19 protein-coding genes and 1 pseudogene are annotated in these 19,441 nt (G+C 64.0%); 9 read left to right on the top strand and 11 right to left on the bottom strand.

The annotated features are described in order from the left end of the window. The first annotated feature begins 67 nt into the window (after positions 1–67). Complete coding sequence (locus ABIE40_RS20795) at positions 68–1,231, top strand: isovaleryl-CoA dehydrogenase (protein ID WP_199625569.1); 1,164 nt, start codon at positions 68–70, stop codon at positions 1,229–1,231. An 11-nt stretch (positions 1,232–1,242) separates the two neighbouring features. Here the strand turns inward: ABIE40_RS20795 and ABIE40_RS20790 are convergent, their stop codons facing one another. Beyond that, positions 1,243–1,602, bottom strand: coding sequence for a type II toxin-antitoxin system HicB family antitoxin (locus ABIE40_RS20790; protein WP_112714497.1), 360 nt, complete (start codon positions 1,600–1,602; stop codon positions 1,243–1,245). Further along, on the bottom strand, positions 1,599–1,853 hold the full coding sequence (locus ABIE40_RS20785) for a type II toxin-antitoxin system HicA family toxin (RefSeq protein ID WP_199625568.1): 255 nt from the start codon (positions 1,851–1,853) through the stop codon (positions 1,599–1,601). The genes ABIE40_RS20790 and ABIE40_RS20785 overlap by 4 nt, the downstream gene beginning before the upstream one ends. A gap of 78 nt (positions 1,854–1,931) precedes the next feature. Between ABIE40_RS20785 and ABIE40_RS20780 the strand changes: the two genes are divergently transcribed. The 7 genes from ABIE40_RS20780 (at position 1,932) to ABIE40_RS20750 (ending at position 9,253) form a co-directional block, all read left to right on the top strand. After that, positions 1,932–3,539 (top strand): carboxyl transferase domain-containing protein, encoded by a 1,608-nt coding sequence (locus ABIE40_RS20780; RefSeq protein WP_199625567.1) that lies wholly within the window; start codon positions 1,932–1,934, stop codon positions 3,537–3,539. 7 nt (positions 3,540–3,546) lie between these two features. Beyond that, positions 3,547–5,526, top strand: coding sequence for an acetyl/propionyl/methylcrotonyl-CoA carboxylase subunit alpha (locus ABIE40_RS20775; protein WP_199625566.1), 1,980 nt, complete (start codon positions 3,547–3,549; stop codon positions 5,524–5,526). Beyond that, positions 5,523–6,383 (top strand): hydroxymethylglutaryl-CoA lyase, encoded by an 861-nt coding sequence (locus tag ABIE40_RS20770; RefSeq protein WP_199625565.1) that lies wholly within the window; start codon positions 5,523–5,525, stop codon positions 6,381–6,383. The genes ABIE40_RS20775 and ABIE40_RS20770 overlap by 4 nt, the downstream gene beginning before the upstream one ends. Next, the gene (locus tag ABIE40_RS20765) at positions 6,380–7,162 is read left to right on the top strand and encodes a crotonase/enoyl-CoA hydratase family protein (protein WP_199625564.1); all 783 of its coding nucleotides are present in this window, start codon (positions 6,380–6,382) and stop codon (positions 7,160–7,162) included. Before ABIE40_RS20770 ends, ABIE40_RS20765 begins: the two co-directional genes overlap by 4 nt. A gap of 79 nt (positions 7,163–7,241) precedes the next feature. Continuing rightward, positions 7,242–7,613 carry an antitoxin Xre/MbcA/ParS toxin-binding domain-containing protein gene (locus tag ABIE40_RS20760; protein WP_199625563.1) on the top strand — a complete coding sequence of 124 codons (372 nt, stop codon included), beginning with the start codon at positions 7,242–7,244 and terminating at the stop codon, positions 7,611–7,613. Beyond that, positions 7,579–8,124 (top strand): RES family NAD+ phosphorylase, encoded by a 546-nt coding sequence (locus ABIE40_RS20755; protein ID WP_502944820.1) that lies wholly within the window; start codon positions 7,579–7,581, stop codon positions 8,122–8,124. Before ABIE40_RS20760 ends, ABIE40_RS20755 begins: the two co-directional genes overlap by 35 nt. Positions 8,125–8,251: 127 nt before the next feature. Beyond that, positions 8,252–9,253, top strand: a complete 1,002-nt coding sequence (locus ABIE40_RS20750; protein ID WP_199625561.1) for a LacI family DNA-binding transcriptional regulator — start codon at positions 8,252–8,254, stop codon at positions 9,251–9,253. Between the two features lie 35 nt (positions 9,254–9,288). Here the strand turns inward: ABIE40_RS20750 and ABIE40_RS20745 are convergent, their stop codons facing one another. From ABIE40_RS20745 to ABIE40_RS20720, 6 genes are all read right to left on the bottom strand, one after another. After that, positions 9,289–10,080: a transporter substrate-binding domain-containing protein gene (locus ABIE40_RS20745; protein ID WP_199625560.1), complete on the bottom strand. Its 792-nt coding sequence runs from the start codon at positions 10,078–10,080 to the stop codon at positions 9,289–9,291. A 22-nt stretch (positions 10,081–10,102) separates the two neighbouring features. Beyond that, the gene (locus ABIE40_RS20740; RefSeq protein ID WP_199625559.1) at positions 10,103–11,020 is read right to left on the bottom strand and encodes a glycosylasparaginase; all 918 of its coding nucleotides are present in this window, start codon (positions 11,018–11,020) and stop codon (positions 10,103–10,105) included. A 9-nt stretch (positions 11,021–11,029) separates the two neighbouring features. Then, on the bottom strand, positions 11,030–11,764 hold the full coding sequence (locus ABIE40_RS20735; RefSeq protein ID WP_199625558.1) for an amino acid ABC transporter ATP-binding protein: 735 nt from the start codon (positions 11,762–11,764) through the stop codon (positions 11,030–11,032). 1 nt (position 11,765) lies between these two features. Next, positions 11,766–12,437, bottom strand: a complete 672-nt coding sequence (locus ABIE40_RS20730) for an amino acid ABC transporter permease (protein ID WP_199625557.1) — start codon at positions 12,435–12,437, stop codon at positions 11,766–11,768. Next, a complete protein-coding gene (locus ABIE40_RS20725; protein WP_199625890.1) occupies positions 12,437–13,108 on the bottom strand; it encodes an amino acid ABC transporter permease in 672 nt (223 codons plus the stop codon). The genes ABIE40_RS20730 and ABIE40_RS20725 overlap by 1 nt, the downstream gene beginning before the upstream one ends. Positions 13,109–13,250: 142 nt before the next feature. Beyond that, a complete protein-coding gene (locus ABIE40_RS20720) occupies positions 13,251–14,744 on the bottom strand; it encodes a DegQ family serine endoprotease (protein WP_199625556.1) in 1,494 nt (497 codons plus the stop codon). On the opposite strand from ABIE40_RS20720, the gene ABIE40_RS20715 reads away from it, so the two are divergent. After that, on the top strand, positions 14,743–14,874 hold the full coding sequence (locus ABIE40_RS20715; protein WP_354541092.1) for a hypothetical protein: 132 nt from the start codon (positions 14,743–14,745) through the stop codon (positions 14,872–14,874). The genes ABIE40_RS20720 and ABIE40_RS20715 overlap by 2 nt on opposite strands. A gap of 158 nt (positions 14,875–15,032) precedes the next feature. Here the strand turns inward: ABIE40_RS20715 and ABIE40_RS20710 are convergent. The 3 genes and pseudogenes from ABIE40_RS20710 to ABIE40_RS20700 all read right to left on the bottom strand — a co-directional run bounded on the left by ABIE40_RS20710 (position 15,033) and on the right by ABIE40_RS20700 (position 19,424). Continuing rightward, positions 15,033–16,854: pseudogene (locus ABIE40_RS20710) on the bottom strand (ABC transporter ATP-binding protein). A 27-nt stretch (positions 16,855–16,881) separates the two neighbouring features. Then, positions 16,882–17,637, bottom strand: coding sequence for a DUF1028 domain-containing protein (locus tag ABIE40_RS20705; protein WP_199625554.1), 756 nt, complete (start codon positions 17,635–17,637; stop codon positions 16,882–16,884). 2 nt (positions 17,638–17,639) lie between these two features. After that, positions 17,640–19,424 (bottom strand): gamma-glutamyltransferase family protein, encoded by a 1,785-nt coding sequence (locus tag ABIE40_RS20700; protein ID WP_199625553.1) that lies wholly within the window; start codon positions 19,422–19,424, stop codon positions 17,640–17,642. Positions 19,425–19,441: the final 17 nt, after the last annotated feature.

Below are 19,441 nucleotides of genomic sequence, written 5' to 3'. Positions count from 1 at the left end.
GACAATTGGGAGATAAACCCGCTCCGTGTTCGAAGAGCAGCGGAGTGGGTCTGAGGGAGAGAGCCGGATGTATTCAGGTGGCCTGAGCTTTGCGCTTGGCGATGAAATCGAAGCGCTGCGCGATGCCGTTAGGCGCTTTGCCAGCGAACGGATCGCGCCGCTCGCCGACGAGACCGACCGCAACAATGCCTTTCCGATGCCGCTCTGGCGTGAGCTCGGCGATATGGGCCTGCTCGGCATCACGGCGGGTGAGGAATATGGCGGGGCCGCTCTCGGCTATCTCGCCCATTGCGTGGCGATGGAGGAGATCAGCCGTGCATCGGCCTCGGTGGCACTCAGCTACGGCGCCCATTCCAATCTCTGCGTCAACCAGATCAATCGCAACGGCAGCGCCCGGCAGAAGCAGCGATATCTGCCGAAGCTTGTAACGGGCGAGCATGTCGGCGCGCTCGCCATGTCCGAACCCGGTGCGGGATCCGATGTTGTCTCGATGAAGCTGAGGGCTGAGAAGCGTGGCGACCGCTATGTGCTCAACGGCAACAAGATGTGGATCACCAACGGCCCGGATGCGGACGTTCTCGTCGTCTATGCCAAGACCGATCCCGAAGCCGGCCCGCGCGGCATCACCGCTTTCCTGATCGAGAAGGGCTTCAAAGGCTTCTCGACCGGCCAGAAACTCGACAAGCTTGGCATGCGCGGCTCCAATACCTCCGAGCTGATCTTTGCCGATTGCGAAGTGCCGGAAGAAAACGTTCTCGGCACCGTCGGCGGTGGCGTGAAAGTGCTGATGTCCGGCCTCGATTACGAGCGCGTCGTCCTCTCAGCCGGCCCGCTCGGCATCATGGCCGCCTGCATGGATATCGTCGTGCCCTATCTGCACGAGCGCAAGCAGTTCGGCCAGGCGATCGGCGAATTCCAGCTGATGCAGGGCAAGCTCGCCGACATGTATGTGACGATGAACACGGCGCGCGCCTATGTCTATGCCGTCGCTGCCGCCTGCGATCGCGGCGAGACCACCCGCAAGGACGCAGCCGGCTGCATTCTCTACGCTGCTGAAAAGGCAACGGCGATGGCGCTCGAAGCGATCCAGGCGCTCGGCGGCAACGGCTACACCAACGACTACGCGGCGGGACGGCTGCTGCGCGATGCCAAGCTCTACGAGATCGGCGCCGGAACCTCGGAAATCCGCCGCATGCTCATCGGGCGCGAACTCTTTGCGGAGACGGCATGAGGCACGGCGGTTCAGCTTCTCACTGTGCTGGAAGCGGATTGGGCGTCGCGGGTTGCGGCTTCGCTCAGCGTGTCGGTGATCCATTGATTGACCGATTGAGCCTTGTTGCCGGCAGCGCGCACCACCTGCTTGTGAAGGCTCGGCGACATACGCAGCGACAGGTTTCCGGAGAAGGGTTTTTCCGGCTCCTGCTTGGTTTCGGCGCAAAAGGCCAGGTAGTCCTCGACGCTGTCGTGAAAGGCCTTGACGAGGTCCTGCGCCGTCTCGGCTTCAAAGGTGACGATGTCCTTGATGCCGACGACGCGCCCGTGAAAGACCATGTCGTCCTCGTCGAATTCGACCGACCCGGTATATCCCTTGTAGGCTTTCATGGCTTTATTCCCGAATTCGTCAGGAACTCCCTGACCGTGCGTACCACGTATTTCTTCGTGTCCGGCGAAGGATGCCGACGGTGGATCAACAGCGACGAACCGCTGAGCGTAAACCGCACCCGTGAGCCGCTTCCTTCCGAAACATTCGCGCCCAGCGCAACGAGCAGAGCTTCGATGTCACGCCATTTGATCGATCCGCTGACAGGTTCCGAGAAAATCGCCTTGAGCGTATTGCGATGGGCCTTGTGCAAGTCAGGTCCCCCCAGCCCCGATCCGACAAAAGTTTCGCATGCATGGTATCATAATATGGTATCATTTGGAGGTGGTCAATGACCGTACTCCGATCCGAAATCTCCACCAATTCCGAAGCCTTCAAGGCCAATCGCGCGGCGATGGGCGAGGCGAGCAAGGTTGTGGACGACGCTGTCCGGCTGGCGGCCAATGGCGGCGGGCAGGCGGCGCGGGAGCGGCATATCGGGCGTGGCAAGATGTTGCCGCGCGATCGGGTCATGGGGCTGATCGATCCGGCGACGCCGTTTCTTGAGGTTGCGGCGACTGCTGCCCATGGCATGTATGACGGCGATGCGCCGTCGGCGGGGCTGATCACCGGGATTGGCCGGGTGATGGGCCGCGAATGCATGATCGTCTGCAACGATGCGACGGTCAAAGGCGGCACCTATTACCCGATGACGGTCAAGAAGCATCTCAGGGCGCAGGAGATTGCCGCCGAGAACAATCTGCCGTGCATCTATCTCGTCGATTCAGGCGGCGCCAATCTGCCGAATCAGGACGAGGTCTTCCCCGACCGCGATCATTTCGGCCGCATCTTCTTCAATCAGGCAAACATGTCGGCGGCAGGCATTCCGCAGATCGCCGTCGTCATGGGCTCCTGTACGGCAGGCGGCGCCTATGTGCCTGCCATGTCCGACGAGACGATCATCGTCGAGGGGCAGGGCACGATCTTTCTTGCCGGTCCGCCGCTGGTGAAGGCGGCGACGGGTGAGGTCGTCTCTGCCGAGGACCTTGGCGGCGGCGATGTCCATACACGGCTGTCGGGGGTGGCCGATCATCTGGCGCGTGATGATGCACATGCGCTCGCTCTGGCCCGCCGCAGTGTCGCCGCGCTCAACCGTCCCAAGCGGACGGATATGGAACTGCAGGCGCCGGAGCCGCCGCTTTACGATCCGGCCGAAATTGCCGGGATCGTGCCTGCCGATCTGCGCACGCCCTATGATGTCCGGGAGGTCATTGCCCGCGTCGTCGACGGCTCGCGGTTCGACGAGTTCAAGGCGCGCTATGGGGCAACGCTCGTCTGCGGCTTTGCCCATATCCACGGGATGCCGGTCGGCATCATCGCCAATAATGGCGTGCTTTTCTCGGAATCGGCGCTGAAGGGCGCGCATTTCGTCGAGCTCTGCTCACAGCGGAAGATTCCGCTGGTCTTTCTGCAGAATATCACCGGCTTCATGGTTGGCCGCAAATACGAGACGGAAGGCATCGCCAAGAACGGCGCCAAGCTGGTGACGGCGGTGGCGACGACGAAGGTGCCGAAGATCACCATGCTGATCGGCGGCTCCTTCGGTGCCGGCAATTACGGCATGGCTGGCCGTGCCTTCTCGCCGCGCTTCCTCTGGACCTGGCCGAACAGCCGCATCTCCGTCATGGGCGGCGAACAAGCTGCGGGCGTGCTGGCGACCGTGCGCGGCGAGGCGTTGACGCGCGCTGGGAAGCCATGGACGGCAGAAGAGGAAGCAGCCTTCAAGCGGCCGGTGCTCGACCGTTTCGAAAGCCAGAGCCATCCGCTCTATGCCTCGGCGCGGCTCTGGGACGACGGGATCGTCGATCCCACAAGGAGCCGCGATGTGCTTGGGCTGTCGCTGTCGGCGGCGTTGAATGCCCCGATCGAAGAAACGCGCTTCGGCCTGTTCAGAATGTGAGGCTATCATGTTCGACAAGATACTCATCGCAAACCGGGGTGAAATCGCCTGCCGCGTCATCCGCACCGCGCGGCGCATGGGCATAAAGACCGTCGCCGTCTATTCCGATGCCGATAGCGGCGCGCTGCATGTCGAGCTTGCCGACGAAGCCTATCGCATCGGCGCGGCACCGGCGCAGGAAAGCTATCTCTCGATCGAGCGGATCATCGCCGCTGCCGAGCGCTCCGGCGCCCAGGCCGTCCATCCCGGCTACGGATTTCTGTCTGAAAATGCTGCGTTTGCCGAAGCTGTCGAAGCGGCCGGCCTGACTTTCATCGGCCCGCAGCCCTCGGCGATCCGCGCGATGGGCCTGAAGGACGCGGCCAAAGCGCTGATGGAGCAGTCGGGTGTTCCCGTCGTTCCCGGCTATCACGGCGACAATCAGGATCCGGATTTCCTCGCTGTGCGGGCAGCCGAGATCGGCTACCCCGTTCTCATCAAGGCGCGGGCGGGCGGCGGCGGCAAGGGCATGCGCCGCGTCGACGATGCGCAGGATTTTGCCGCCTCCCTCGATGCCGCCCGGCGCGAGGCGGCGGCCGCCTTCGGCGACGATGCGGTGCTGATCGAGAAATATCTGTTGCGGCCGCGTCATATCGAAGTGCAGGTCTTCGGCGACCGCCACGGCAATGCCGTCCACCTCTTCGAACGCGACTGCTCTCTGCAGCGCCGTCATCAGAAGGTGATCGAGGAGGCGCCGGCACCCGGTATGACGGCGGAGATGCGCCGCGTGATGGGCGAGGCGGCCGTACGGGCAGCGCGGGCGATCGATTATCGCGGCGCGGGTACGGTCGAGTTCATCGCCGACGTTTCGGATGGCCTCTGGCCCGATCGCTTCTTCTTCATGGAGATGAACACCCGCCTGCAGGTGGAGCATCCCGTGACCGAAGCGATTTCAGGCGTCGATCTCGTCGAATGGCAGCTGCGGGTGGCGGCCGGAGAGCCGCTGCCGAAGAAGCAGGCCGAGCTTGCGATCAATGGCTGGGCCTTCGAGGCGCGCGTCTATGCCGAGGATGCCGCGAAAGGCTTTTTGCCGGCAACTGGCAAGATCGAGCGGCTGGCCTTTCCCGAGACCGGCGTCCGCGTCGATGCCGGGGTGCGCGCCGGTGACCGCATTTCCACACATTACGATCCGCTGATCGCCAAGCTGATCGTCCATGGCCCGAACCGCCAGGCGGCACTGACCGGACTGCGCCACGCGCTGGAGGCGACCCGCATCGAGGGAACGGTGAGCAACCTTGCCTTCCTCGCCAATCTGACGCGCCAGGATGATTTCGCCGGCGGTCATCCCGATACCGGGTTGATCGATCGCAATCTCGAAATGCTGACGGCTGCCGCCGAGCCCAGTGGAACGGCAATCGCTCTTGCCGCCGTTCTCTCGCTGGAGGCCAGGCAGGCGGGCAGCGATCCCTGGGAAACGCTCGGGCATTGGCAGCTCTGGAGCGAGATGCAGCGCATCGTGACGCTGCATCATGCGGGCGACGTCTCCAGCCTGCGCGTTGTTGCGCGCGGCTTCGACATGTTCGCCGTCCACAACGGCCAGCGGGTCATCCCTGTCCGCATCGTCAGGCGTGATGGCGGGGGTGTGCAGGTCGAGGCGGATGGCCGTCAGGTCTTCGTCGAGGTCAGTCGTCATGGCGGTCATCTCAGCCTGCGCTTCGATGGCGCGGTTCATGTCTTCGATCTCGATGATCCGTTGTCGGCCGCGGCTTCCGAAGGGGCAGGCAGCGACCGGCTGATCGCGCCGATGCCGGGTTTCGTGAAGATCGTCCGGGCGGTCGCGGGCGGCACGGTTTCGAAGGGCGATCCGCTCGTCGTCATGGAAGCGATGAAGATGGAGCTGACGCTCGCCGCGCCGCGCGACGGGGTGGTCGAGAATGTCGCCGTCAGCGAAGGACAGCAGGTGTCGGAAGGCGCGCTGCTCGTCAGCCTGAAGGCCGCCGAGGAATGACCCCGCCCCGCGTGACCATCGTCGAGATGTCGCCGCGCGACGGCCTGCAGAACGAGGCGCGTTTCGTCGAGACTGCCGACAAGATCAGGTTGGTCGACATGCTCTCCGATTGCGGTTTCGAACGCATCGAAGTGACGAGCTTCGTCAGCCCCAAATGGGTGCCACAGCTCGCCGATGCCGCTGCCGTCATGGCCGGGATCAAGCGGCGGGCCGGGACACGCTATGCCGTGCTGACGCCGAATATGAAGGGCTTTGAGGCAGCGGTCGCCGCCGATGCCGGCGAGATCGCCATCTTCGCGTCGGCCTCTGAAACCTTCTCTCAGCGCAATATCAACTGCTCGATCGCCGAAAGCATCGAGCGCTTCAGACCGGTCGCCGACGCGAGCCGCGAGGCCGGCATTCCGATGCGCGGCTATGTCAGCTGCGTCGTCGAATGCCCCTATGAGGGCGCAGTGGCGTCGGAAGCCGCAGCCCGAGTTGCGGCGGAACTCCGCCGCCTCGGCTGTTTCGAGATCAGCCTCGGCGACACGATCGGCCGCGGGCGGCCGGAGGCGGTGGACCGGATGCTGGCGAGCGTGCTCGGGGAAGCCCCGGCGTCGATGCTGGCCGGGCATTTCCACGATACGTCAGGCCGAGCTCTTGAAAACATTGATGTTTCGCTTGAGCGCGGCCTCGCCGTCTTTGACGCCTCGATCGGCGGCCTGGGCGGCTGCCCCTATGCGCCGGGCGCAAAAGGCAATGTCGATACGCTCGCCGTTGCCCGCCATCTGCAGACGAAAGGGATCGAGACCGGCTTGCGGCTCGATACGCTTGAGAATGTGGCCCGCTTTGCGCGTGGCCTGAGGAGTGATGGATGAGTTTCGAAACGCTTCATGTCACGGTCGAGGGCGGCGTTGCCCATGTGACGCTGGCACGCCCGGAGAAGCACAACGCGCTGTCATCGCTGATGATGGACGAGCTGATCGCCGTCACCGCCAAACTGTCCGCCGATCCCGCAGTGCGCGCCGTTGTGCTGTCGGGAGAAGGCAAGAGCTTCTGCGCGGGCGGCGACCTTGGCTGGATGCGCGATCAGTTCACGGCGACGCGGGCCGGGCGGATTGCCGAGGCGCGGCGGCTGGCCATGACCTACCGGGCGCTGGACGATCTCCGGAAACCGGTCATTGCCAAGGTCAACGGCAACGCCTTCGGCGGGGGCGTCGGGCTCCTCAGCGTCTGCGATCTGGTAATCTCCGCCGACACTGCGAAATTCGGTCTGACGGAGGTGCGTCTCGGCATCATCCCGGCAACCATCAGCCCCTTCATCATCGCCCGGATCGGCGTCTCGGCGGCCCGCGGGCTGTTCATGTCGGGCAAGCTCATCGATGCCCAGGAGGCAGCGGCAATCGGGCTCGTCAACCGCGCCGTCCCGGCCGATGTGCTGGACGAGGCCGTCGATGTGGAGATCGCCCATCTGCTGCAGGCCTCGCCCGAGGCCGCATCCCGCGCCAAGGCGCTTCTGAAATCGCTGGGGAACCCGATCACCGACGAGGTCATCGACCGGGTGATTGAGCAGCTCGCCGATACCTGGGAGACGGCGGAAGCCCAGGAAGGCGTCACTGCCTTTTTCGAGAAGCGTGCGCCATCCTGGCGGTGGTGAGGTCGCCTTGCGCTTGAATTAAGCGCGATCTGAGCATACTTTGAACGAGCGACTGTCAAAATATGCTAGGATCATCACCATGGCAGCTATCGGTCTCGACATTGCTGCGGCCCGCTTCGGCGATGGCCAATCGGCTTTTCTCTCGGCGCGCCGCGTTGCCGATCAGCTCGGCGTGACGCTGGCGGAGCTCGCGAAGCTGATCGGTGTGGCGCGCAACACGCTGACGGCGAAGTCCAGTGCCCGCAAGGTCGACGGTGCGCTGAGCAATGTCGTGCGCATCCTCTCGATGGCCAGCGAGATGGCGGGAGACGACAATCGCGCCGTGATCTGGTTCAAGCATCAGCCGATCCCCGGCTGGGGCGGCAAGACCGCGTTCGATCTTGTCGCTGAAGGCAAGTCCGGTAAGGTTCTCGCCTATCTCGAAGCGGTTCGATCAGGCGTCTATGCCTGACCGGAATTCCGGCGATATCCTCCAGCTCTGGCGGGCCTTCGTCCCGCGCTGGGCTTTCGCGCCGCTCTCCGGCGAGGGAGCGGCGCGCTTCGGCGGGCGCTGGAATCCGGTGGGCGCGCCGGCGATCTATGCCGCTCGCGAGCTTTCGACCGCCTGGGCCGAGTATAATCAAGGCTTCGTCCAGCATCCGGCGATCATCGCCCAACTGGAATTGGCCGGTGCGCGGCTTGCGGACACGACCGCTCCGGCAGTTCTCGAATCCTATGGCGAGACAGCGGATATCCACCGCTGCGAATGGCGCCAGGAGCTTGACGCCGGACGCATTCCCGCGATGCACCGTCTGCGCGAACAGCTGATCGCCGACGGCTTCGATGGCGTCATCTACCCTTCCTTCATATCGCCGGGTGGAACCTGCGTCGCCCTCTGGCGCTGGAATACGCCCGGTTCGCCCGAGCTTCGCGCCATCGATCCGGAAGGGCGTCTGCCGAAAACGGCAGCCTCCTGGCTCTAGGCTTTCGCAGCCCGGCGGCCTGACCCATTTGGGCATGATTGCGAAGCACGGCGCAATCTGGCAGTTTGCCGGAAATGGTCGCCATCTTCGGTGGCGCCGATACGAAAATGCGGGGAAGCGATTGACGATGAAAGCACCGACCGGCCGTGACGCTGCTCCGACGATTGCCGATGTGGCGCGGCTGGCGGGGGTCTCCCGAGCGGTTGCAAGCCGGGCGCTGTCGACGGAGCCAAGGCCGGTTTCGGCAGACAAGCGCGAGCGGGTGATCGAGGCGGCGAACACCCTCGGTTACAAGCCCAATCTGCTGGCCCAGAGCCTGACGACCAAGACCGTCAATCTCGTCGCCGTGGTCGTCAACCACATCCACGACCTTTCCGACCTCGATCTCTTCGACCGGCTGATCGACCAGATCCAGTCGATCGGCAAGCAGGTGATCCTGATCCGCATCGGCTCGGTGGCGCGCGTCGAGGAGTTCCTGCGCAACGGCGTCGCCTATCATGTGGATGCCGCGCTGGTCTTTTCCGATTTCGCCGATGCAGTGACGGTGCGGAAGATGTTCCGTTCGGATCTCGTCGTGATGCTGAACGGTCTGCACGACCATCTCTCGCCCGTCGTCATGCCCGACGAGGCGACGGGGATATTCCAGGCGGTGGCAGATGCTGCCAGCAAGCGGGTCAGGACCGCGGGCCTCGTCACCGGCCGCGCCTCCTCGCCGGTCGAGCACAGCCGTATCGGCATCTACCAGAAGGCTTTCGAGCAGCACAAGATTGAGCTCGTGCGCACCGTCCAGGGAGATTATTCCTATGCGAGCGGCCATGCGGCGGCGGCCGTCTTGACGGGTAACGACTGTCCGGACGCGATCTTCTGTACATCGGATGCCATGGCGATGGGCATCCTCGATGTCTGCCGGTCCGATTTTCCGGGCAACAAGCCGCCACGCTTCCGCCTCTACGGCTTCGACAACCTGTCGCTGACGGATTTTGACGCCTATCCGATTTCCTCGATCGGCTACGACAAATCCGACTATGTCCGCCACGTCGTCGATTTCATCGCCGACCCCGAAGGCTTCCGCTCCGGCCAGCCGCCAATCTCGGTTCCCACCCGCTTCGTGCTGCGGGCGACGTCGTAACGAGAAAGGCCGCCCCGAGGGGCGGCCTTCCTGCTTTACCACTGCGGGTTCAGAGCTGGCGGGTTGGCTTCGGGACCCCACCACTTCTTGTAGTTCGCTTCGTAAGCACCCGACTGGATGTAATCGGAGACGAACATGTCGAGCCAGCGGACGAATTCCGGGTCGCCCTTGGCGACGGCCATGCCGATCGGGTCGTTCGAGTAGAGGCCTGCCAGGGTGACCAGCGCCGGGTTCTTCGTGGCGAGGTAATCGAGCAGCGAGGAGTCCTCGATAGCAGCGTCGACGCGCTTCTGCTGCAGCTGCAGCACGCCGTCAGGCGCGAACTGGTCGACATAGACCAGTTCGGCATCCGGAACGGCTGTCTTCAGGAAGGTTTCGCCCGTCGTGCCGCGGCCGACGACGATCTTCTTGCCGGCGAGATCCTTCAGATCCTTGATGCCAGCATCCTTCTGCACGATGATGCGCAGGCCAGCGCGGTTATAGGGGATCGAGAAATTGACGACCTTGGCGCGCTCGAGCGTTGCCGAGGTATTGGCGATCGCCACGTCGATCTGGCCGGAGACGAGCATCGAGATGCGTGCATCGCCGGAAACGTCGGTGAATTCGACGGGAACGCCGATCTTCTCGGCCAGGCGCTTGGCGACATCGACGTCGTAGCCGACGGGATTGTTCTGGTCGTCGCGGAAGCCGATCGGCTCGCCGCCGAGCGAGACGCCGATGCGGATCGTACCGCGCGAACGGATATCATCGAGCATGCCGGCGAAGGACGGCAGAGCCGAGCCTGCGACGACGGCGATCGCAGCGATCGCGGTGAGTAAGCGTTTCATTGTTCCATTCCCTCTTCGTTGATTATGCCTGTTTCGCCGCCCGCAATTCCGGTTCGGACATCGAATCCTCCCAGAGCCAGTAGCTGATTTCGCCCTCGCATCTGAAATTCACCACTTCATGATTTCCTTTTGCGTCAACCGCGTGAATGACGACACCTGCAAGGAAACCGGTATCCAGTTCGTTAAGCTCCTCGACGGCGAGCGCGATTGCGTCGGACAGCGAATAGCCGAGCTTCATGGCGAGAACGATGGTGCGCGAGGTTGAGCAGCGCATCGTCATCTCGCCGGTATGGGTGCAGGCGGCGGCGCCATAGCGGCTGTCGGCATAGAAGCCGGCGCCCGGGATCGGCGAGTCGCCGAGGCGGCCCGGATATTTCCAGGCCCAGCCGGAGGTGGAGGTTGCCGCGTGAATGCCGCGGGCGGCATCGGCGGAGAGGAAGACGGTGGTGTCGCGGACGCGCTCGGGATCGGTGATCGCCTTGCTGAGCGGCGCCAGGGGAATGTTGGGGAATTTTGCGAGGTCTTCAGGCGCGACTTCCTTCTCCAGCCGCTCCCACCAGACGCGCTTGCTGTCTTCGAACAGCACGTCGTCTTCCGGGAAACCGATTTCACTTGCAAAGCGGCGGGCGCCGTTGCCGGTCAGCATGACATGCGGCAGGCGCTTCATGACTTCATGGGCGAGTTTGGCGACCGGCAACGTGTTCGGCACGGCGCCGACCGAGCCGACATCGCGCGTCGTGCCGTCCATCACGGCGGCATCGAGCTCCATGTCGCCGATCATGTTCGGCCAGCCGCCGTAGCCGACGCTGCGGACCTTCACTTCGCTCTCGACCTTGCCGATGCCTGCGACCATGGCGTCGAGGCTGTTGGCGCCGCTGCGCAGCATGTCGACCGTGTGGGCAAAACCCGGCCAGGCTTCTTTGTTGGCGATGAGCAGCATGAAAAACCTCTAATCTTTACGCATCTTGGAAAGGAACTGGGCAACGCGGGGCTGCGCCATGCCGCCATCGGCGGCGAAAAACTGTTCGGTCGGCAGGTCGACAAGCAGCTTGCCCTTGTCGAGGAAGACGATCCGGTCGGAAATCTGCCGGGCAAATTCGATCTCGTGGGTGACGAAGAGCATCGTCGTGCCCTCTTCGGCGAGCTTGGCGAGGATCGCCAGAACTTCTGCCGTCATCTCCGGGTCGAGCGCGCTCGTCACTTCGTCGAGCAAGAGGTAGCGCGGCTGCATGGCAAGCGCCCGGCAGATGCCGACGCGTTGGCGCTGGCCGCCGGAAAGCTGGGCCGGATAGGCATCGGCGCGCTCGCCGAGGCCGACGGATTGCAGGAGTGCACGGGCGGTCGCCTCGGCTTCGGCGCGGGGCTTCTTCAGGACCTCGATCGGCGCCAGCGTGACGTTTCCGAGCACGGTCATATGCGGATAGAGATTGAAGAGCTGGAAGACCGTGGCCGAGCGCTTGCGGGCCTCGGTCAGTTCCTTCGGCTTGCCGACATCGAAGTCGTCGACGAGGATGCGGCCGGCGTTCAGCTTTTCCAGTCCGTTGATGCAGCGGATCAGCGTCGACTTGCCGGAACCCGATGATCCCAGGATCGAGACCACTTCGCCTGGATTGATCGTCAGGTCCACACCGTCGAGGACGGTGGTCGAGCCGAACGCTTTCTTGACGTTTTCTACTTTGAGCATGTCAGAGCCCTCTCCAGGCGCTATGGGCCCTGAGGCGGTTTTCGAAACGGGTGCCGAGAAGCGCGACCAGCTTTGCCGTCGCGTAATAGAGCAGGCCGACGGCAGTCCAGGCGATGAACGGCTTCAGCGTGCGCAGGTTCAGGATATTGCCGATCTTGGTGAGATCGACGACGCCGATGACGGAGATCAGCGATGTCACCTGCAGCTGGTTGACGAGCAGCGCGATAAGCGGGCCGATCGCGAAGGCCATCGCCTGCGGCGCCACGACATGGCGCAGAACCTGCCAGCGCGTCAGGCCGAAGACGCGGGCGGCCTCGATCTGGTCGCGGCCGACGGATTCGATCGCCGAGACCGCGATGACATAGACGAAGGCGGCGGTATTGGCCGACAGCGTGATCGTCGCGGCCGTGACCGGCGTGATGCGGATATGGAAGAGCGCCGGCAGGCCGAAGAAAACCAGGAAGAGCTGCACCAGCACCGGCGAGTTTTTCAGGAGTTCGGCCAGGAAGGTGACGACAGGCATCAGCACCGGCACGCGGTAGAAGCGCACGACGGCCCACAGTAGCCCGATCAGCAGGCCGATCAGCGAGGTGCCGAGGAAAAGCGCGACGCTGACGCCGAGGCCCTGGGCCAGGAGCACGAGATCGAAGGAGGTGAAATCTGTATAGCGCATCAGCTTGCGGCCTCCAGCATGTCGCGGTTGAGGCGGCGGTGAAGAAGGGTGATGCCGAGCGACACCAGGTAGGTCAGGACGGCATAGGCGACGAGCAGTACGACATAGACCTCGAACGGGCGGTAGGTCTGCGATACCACGATCTGCGCCGAGCCGGTCAGCTCGTTCAGCGTGATGGTCGAGAGGATCGAGGAGGTCAGGATCAGGTTGATCAGCACCGAGCCGAGCGGGCGGATCGAGGTTCTGAGCGCGATCGGCAGGACGATCTTGGTGAAGGTGACGCGGCGCGACAGACCGCTGACTTCGGCCGCCTCGATGATGCCGGGATCGATCGCCAGGATGCCGGCGCGGATGACATCGGAGGCATAGGCGCCGCCGGCGATCGATAGGGCCACGACGCCTGTCGTAAAGGCATCGATATAAATTCCGAGTTCCGGCAGGCCGTAATAGAAGAAGAACAGCTGCACGATGAACGGCACGTTGCGGAAGATGTCGACATAGACGAAGGCAACGCGGCGCAGCGTCTGCGACGACGAGGTGCGGGCGATCGCCACGAAGGCGCCCATGATGACGCTGCCGAGCAGCGCCAGCGCGCAGGCTTCCGCCGTCAGCAACGCGCCTTTGCCGAGAAAGCCGAGATGCGGCAAAAGGATCGAAAGGTCGAACCGCACGATCGCTCCCCCAAGCACGATTGAAACCGGTTTCATATTGCGGTCACAAAACGGCGCTGTCAAGCGCCGAGGTGGGGAAGCTGTGGAATAGTGAGACGCCCCGCATGAGGGTGCGGGGCGTCTCGTCGCGGCTTGGCGCCTCTCAGGCGGCGGAGAACGGCACGGCCACGAACGTCTTGTTGCCACCGCGCTCGATCAGCAGCAGCACCGACTTGCGGCCCGACTTGGCGGCGCTCGCAACGGCGGCCTTGGCATCGCTGGCGTCGTGCACCGGCTTGTCGTTGACCGAGACGATCACGTCGCCCGTCTGGATGCCGGCGGCAGCGGCCGGCTTGTCGGGGTTGACGCTGGCAACGACGGCGCCGTTGATGCTGCGCGGCAGGTTCAGTTCCTGGCGGGCATCGGGCGTCAGGTCGGCAAGGCCGACGCCGATGCTCGGGCCGCTCTGGGTCTTGCCGTCGCTTTCGTCGGCTGCGGCCTGCTTCTGGCCGTCGTCGTTACCGCCGATCGTCACGTTCAGGTCGGTGCTCTTGCCATCGCGCCAGACGGTCATCGTCTGCTTGGCGCCGGGGCTCATGTCGGCAACGAGGCGCGACAGGTCCTTCGGCGTCTTGACGGCTTCTCCGCCGACGGCGGTCACGATGTCGCCGGTCTTGATGCCGGCGCGGGCGGCAGGCGTATCGCCGGAGACGGCGGCGACCAGAGCGCCCTGGGCATCGCTGAGGCCGACGGCATCGGCAACATCCTTGGTCACGGCCTGGATCTGCACGCCGAGATAACCGTGCTCGATCGAGCCATCCTTCTGCAGCTTGGCGACGATCATCTTGGCTTCATCGGAGGGGATCGCAAAGCCGACGCCGACGCTGCCGCCATTCGGCGAGTAGATGGCGGTGTTGATGCCGACGACATGGCCGTCGCGGTCGACGAGCGGGCCGCCGGAGTTGCCATGGTTGATCGGTGCGTCGATTTGGATGAAGTCGTCATAGGGGCCGCTATGTAGGTCGCGGCCACGGGCCGAAACGATACCGGCAGTCACGGTCGTGCCGATGCCGAATGGGTTGCCGATCGCCAGAATCTGGTCGCCGAGCTTCAGTTTGTCGGAATCACCCCAGGCGACGGTGGCGAGCGGCTTCGGCGCCTGGATCTTCAGGACGGCGATATCGGACTTGGGATCGGTGCCGACCAGCTTGGCCGGCAGTTCGGTGCCGTCATCCAGCGTCACCTTGATGTCCATGGCATTGTCGATGACGTGGTTGTTGGTAACGATCACGCCGTCAGGGCTGATGATGAAGCCGGAGCCGAGAGCCATCGCATGCTGGCCGCCTTCATTCTTCGGTGCCTGGTGCGGGAAGGGGATGCCCTGCTGCTCGAAGAACTGGCGGAACTGCTCGTCCATCGGCGACTGCTGGTCGCTGGCGTCAGTCGCCTTCATGGTCGTGGTGACGGTGACGACGGCAGGCTTGTCGGCATCGACGATCGGCGCGAACGAACCGCCGGAGGCAAGCGTGCCGCCGATTTCGGCCGGTGCTGCGACAGCGGTCGCGGCATTGATGGTGAAGGGAAGCGCTGCGGTGCCTGCAATCAGGGCTGCACCCAGAAGCGCTGCTGTGCGGTGCTTGAGGAGAATCTTGGACATGGCGAATGGTCCCTTGCAAATCGTTGCTAAGCGGCGTCTTGGTTCCATGCCGGGAACGCGGGCGTCGGGCGAAATACACGAATTCTTCGCGATCGAAGATAAAATCGCCATTATTGGCGGTGTTTACTAGGCTTCGTGAAGAATTAGCGCTTGAGAACTGATATGCGCCGCCTGACGTCACTTTACAAATTAAATGTTCATTACGGTTTCATTGCAAAACCGTAAGCATTACAGGGATTTAATATTTGGAGGCCGGAACAAATCCGGGCGGGGCCGGAACCCGCTGGTTCAGGCCTCGACCTGAACCAGATGGCCTTCGCTGACGCTCTTGTAGCACCGCTTCGGCGGCACATAGCCAAGCGGCCGGATCGGGCTCTTCAGCTCGTCCGTCGAGAGGCCGCGCCTGATGCCGCGGCGCGCCGGATCGGGAACCGGGACCGCCGAAATCAGCTTCTTCGTATAGGGATGCTGCGGATTGCCGAACACCGCCCCGCGGGGCCCGATCTCGACGATCTCGCCGAGATACATGACGGCGACGCGGTGGCTGACACGCTCGACGACCGCCATGTCATGCGAGATGAACAGGAAAGCGAGGTTGAGGCTCTGCTGCAGGTCCATCAGGAGATTGCAGACCTGCGCCTTGATCGACACGTCGAGCGCCGAAACGCTCTCGTCGGCGACGATGACTTTCGGATCGAGCGCAAGCGCGCGGGCGATGCAGATGCGCTGGCGCTGGCCGCCGGAAAATTCGTGCGGGTAGCGCTCCATCATATCGGCCTTCAGGCCGACGCGCTCGAGGAGATCGGCGGCCTTTTTCCCGCGCCTGCGCCCGCGTGCCGAGGCCGTGCGCCACGATCGGCTCGCTGACGGTGGCGCCGACGGTCATGCGCGGATTGAGGCTGGCGAAGGGATCCTGGAAGATCATCTGGATGCTGCGGCGCATCCGCCGGAGGCTCGAGGAATCGAGGCCGGTGACGTCGTAGCCGTCGAGATTGACCTTGCCGGCATTCGGCTCGATCAGCCGGGTGATCGAGCGTCCCGTCGTCGACTTGCCGCAGCCGGATTCGCCGACCAGCGACAGCGTCTCGCCCTGGAAGAGATCGAAGGACACGTCCTCGACGGCATGGATCGCGCCCGTACGGCTGCCGAAAATGCCGCCGCGGATGGCAAAGCGCGTCGTCAGGTTCTTGACTTCGAGGATCGGTGTCTTGCCGCGATCGACGGTGTCGGCAACGGCGACCGGTTCGCTGCGCTCGCCCGTCGCGGTATCGACAACGGGGAAGCGGAGAGGCCATTTCTGGCCGGTCATCGAGCCCAGCCGCGGCACCGCCGAGAGCAGGGCGCGGGTATAGGGATGCCTGCCGCGATGGAAGATGTCGTCGGTCGCACCGGTTTCGACAGCCTCGCCGCGATACATGACGATGGTGCGGTCGGAAATCTCGGCGACGACGCCCATGTCGTGGGTGATGAAGAGAACGGACATGCCTTCCTCTTCCTGCAACAGCTTGATCAGGTCGAGGATCTGGCCCTGGATCGTCACGTCGAGCGCCGTCGTCGGCTCGTCGGCGATCAGGAGTTTCGGGCGCGAGGCGAGCGCCATGGCAATCATCACGCGCTGGCGCATGCCACCGGAGAATTGGTGCGGATATTCGTCGAAGCGCGACGAGGCATTGGGGATGCGGACCTTTTCGAGCAGGCGGATGGTCTCCGCGCGCGCCTCGCTCTTGGTCATCTCGCCGTGGCAGGTCAGCGCTTCGGAGATCTGGCGGCCGATCGTGAAGATCGGGTTCAGCGATGTCATCGGCTCCTGGAAGATCATCGCCGCATCGTTGCCGCGTACTCGGCGCATCTCCCTCTCGGACAGCGACAGGATATCCTTGCCGTTCAGGAGGATGCTGCCCTCGATGCGGCTCTGCTTCTTGGCAAGCAGGCGCATGATCGACAGCGAGGTGACGCTCTTGCCCGAGCCGCTTTCGCCGACGATCGCCACGGTCTCGCCGGGCATGACGTCGAAGGAGACGTCGCGCACGACCGGCCTCCAGGCGCCATCGACCAGAAACGACGTGGTCAGGTTGTTGACCGAAAGCACCGGTTTTGCAGCTTCACCCATATCCTGTTCCTGCTTCATGGTTCGGTCTTAGCTCTTGAGCGGTGTGGCAAAGGAGGCCGAGGGTCGGCCATCGGCAAGGCGGGCGGCTTCCAGTGCGGCGATCTTCGCGTCGATCTCGCGACGGTCGATCATGCCGCTCGGTCTTTCACGGGTCGCCATCGTTTCGGCGACATGCAGATAGCGTTCACCGGCGACGGCATAGAGCCGCCGCAACTCTTCCAGCGGATCGGCATGGTCGTCGGCGCGGATGTTGAGCCAGGCATAATCCTGGTCGCGATAGATCACGAGCGCGGCGGATTGCTTGCCGCGCTTGTCGCCACCGGCACCCTCGCCGGCCTGCATGGCTTCTAGCAGCCTTTCGGCGAGCGGCTTGCCCGCAGTCTCCTGGAAGGTCTCGAGCGTGGCCGCGATCACCTGCGGACCGGCCAGCATGTTGCCGGCCACCGAGACATTTTCGGCGACCAGATGCCCGGCCCAGTCGATGCATTTCTCGCCGGTAAAGGCGGCATTGCGCCCCGTCGCGTCGATCATGTGGAACTGCCGCTGGTCGCGGCCTTCGTCGCGCGCGGCAAGTTCGGCAACGATCGCCTCCGGCGCCTGACCGGCGGCGAGCATCGCAAGACCGTCGACGCCATTCAGCGGATTGACGAAGGCCTGCGTCGCCACCGCGCCGATGCCGCCGCGGATATGCGGGACGATGCCGCCGACGGCGAAGAAGCGGCTGGCGACGGCGATGCCGAGATGGCCGCTATCGGGGTCACGGGCGACGATCGAGTAGGTCACGGTTATCTCCCCACCGCATAGGCCTGCATCAGCCGCGGCGTTGCCGCTGCCCGCAACAGGCCATCCGCATCCCGGCGCGCGGCGGTCAGGCGGCCGACCGTCCAGGGATCGGCGACCGTCAGCTTGTGGCCCTTCCTGCGCAGCGCCTCCAGCACGTCCTCGCCGAAATTCGCTTCGGCCATCAGGCTGCCCGGTTCGCGGGTGCGCGGGTAGAAGGAGCCCGGGAAATGCGAGGTGTGGAACAGCGGCTGGTCGATCGCCGCCTGCAGGTTCATCTTGTGATGGACATAGCGCAGGAAGAAGGAGAGCTGCCACTGTTCCTGCTGGTCGCCGCCGGGCGTGCCGAAGGCCAGCGTCGGCTTGCCCTCGTAGAGCGCCAGCGACGGCGTCAGCGTCGTGCGCGGCCGCTTGCCGGGTGCAAGCGAGGTCGGCAGGCCGGGCTTCAGCCAGAACATCTGGGCGCGTGAATTCAGGCAGAAGCCGAGGCCGGGCACGATCGGCGACGATTGCAGCCAGCCACCTGACGGGGTGATCGACACCATGTTGCCCTCGCGGTCGATGACGTCGATATGGACGGTATCGCCACGCTTTTCAGACAGATGCGCCATAGTCGGCTCATAGACCGCACCGGTCTTCGAGGTGACGCCGAGCATGTCCATCGTCAGTGCATACTGGTCTTCGAAGCCGGGCACGATGCCGGGTTGCAGCTCCAGCGATGCCTCTGGCTTGATGAGCTTGCGGCGCTCGTCGTTATAGGCGTCGGACAGCAGATACTCGACCGGGATCTTCGAGAAATTCGGGTCGCCGTAATAGATCTCGCGGTCGGCGAAGGCGAGCTTCATCGCTTCGGTGACCGTATGGACGAAATCGGCACCGGCCGGATCCATCGAGGCGATATCGATGCCCTTCAAGAGCGCCAGCGTCTGCAGGAAGACCGGTCCCTGGCCCCAGGGGCCGATCTTGGCGACCGTCCAGCCGTGATAGTCGTAGGTCTGCGGCGCTTCTGTTGTCGCTGACCAGTTCGCCATGTCATCGGCGGTGATGACGCCCTTGTGCTTGGTGCCGCTGGCATCCATCACCGCGGTCGAACCGGCGTAACGCTCGATCGCTTCGGCCACGAAGCCGCGATAGAAGGCGTCGCGGGCCGCCTGGATCTGCTCCTCGCGATCGCGCTTGGCTTCCGCCTCGGCGACGATCCGCTTCCAGGTCTCGGCGAGAACCGGGTTCTTGAAATTGGAGAGTGGCTCGGGAACGGAGCCGCCGGGCAGCCACGTCTGGTGCGAGGTCGGCCATTCCTTCTCGAAGAAGGAGGCGAGGCCGGCGATGGTGGCCGAGACGCGGGGCAGCATCGGATGGCCGTTTTCGGCGTAATAGATTGCCGGCTCGAGAACCTCGCGGACGGTCAGGCGGCCATAGTCGCGCAGCATCAGCATCCAGCCGTCGAAGCTGCCGGGGATGACGGTCGCGAGCAACCCGTCGCCGGGGATCAGCTTCAGGCCTTCGGATGTGTAATGCTCGATCGTGGCGCCTGCCGGTGCCGGTCCCTGAGCACAGATGACCTCGACCTTGTCTTTCTTCTTCGAATAGAGGATCGCCGGCATGTCGCCGCCCGGGCCGCAGAGATGCGGCTCGACGATCTGCAGCACGAAGCCGGTGGCGACAGCCGCGTCGAAGGCGTTGCCGCCCTTTTCGAGGATGCTCATGCCGACGGCGGAGGCGATCCAGTGGGTCGAGGTGACGACGCCGAATGTGCCGAGGATTTCGGGACGGGTCGTGAATGCGGTCATTTCATATGTCCTTTCAG

Origin of the sequence: Rhizobium sp. OAE497 (assembly GCF_040546565.1) — a bacterium.
In the GTDB taxonomy this organism is placed as follows: Bacteria; Pseudomonadota; Alphaproteobacteria; order Rhizobiales; family Rhizobiaceae; genus Rhizobium.
The sequence above is the reverse complement of the archived record's forward strand: the minus strand, read 5'-3'. Positions and strand labels throughout refer to the sequence as shown.